Source organism: Escherichia sp. AM3, from assembly GCF_032029835.1.
Taxonomy (GTDB): Bacteria; Pseudomonadota; Gammaproteobacteria; order Enterobacterales; family Enterobacteriaceae; genus Escherichia; species Escherichia coli.
Map to the genome: position 1 here is coordinate 1 of NZ_JAVUPQ010001314.1, position 236 is coordinate 236.

General features: G+C 55.1%; 1 pseudogene. It reads left to right on the plus strand.

Annotated features, from left to right (window positions below):
* Positions 1-236: pseudogene (locus tag RTW80_RS30850) on the plus strand (hypothetical protein); the annotation flags it as partial.

Below are 236 nucleotides of genomic sequence, written 5' to 3' on the forward strand. Positions count from 1 at the left end.
GTGCTGTATGTCCTGGTGATGTTAGCGGCGTCAGATGGATCACTGTCCCGTCAGTTCCTGACGACCTTTCATGACCTGACTGACGGCGTACCTGCCGGCAATGTGATGGCGTGTGTTAATGAACACGAAATGGTCAGTCGCTTTTCACCGCCAGAGCCCGGAGAGAAGTTAAAGCCCGCTCCTGCGTTAGAGAAAGCCCCTCCTGAAGTGTTGTGTCAGCGTGGCTACGTGGACAG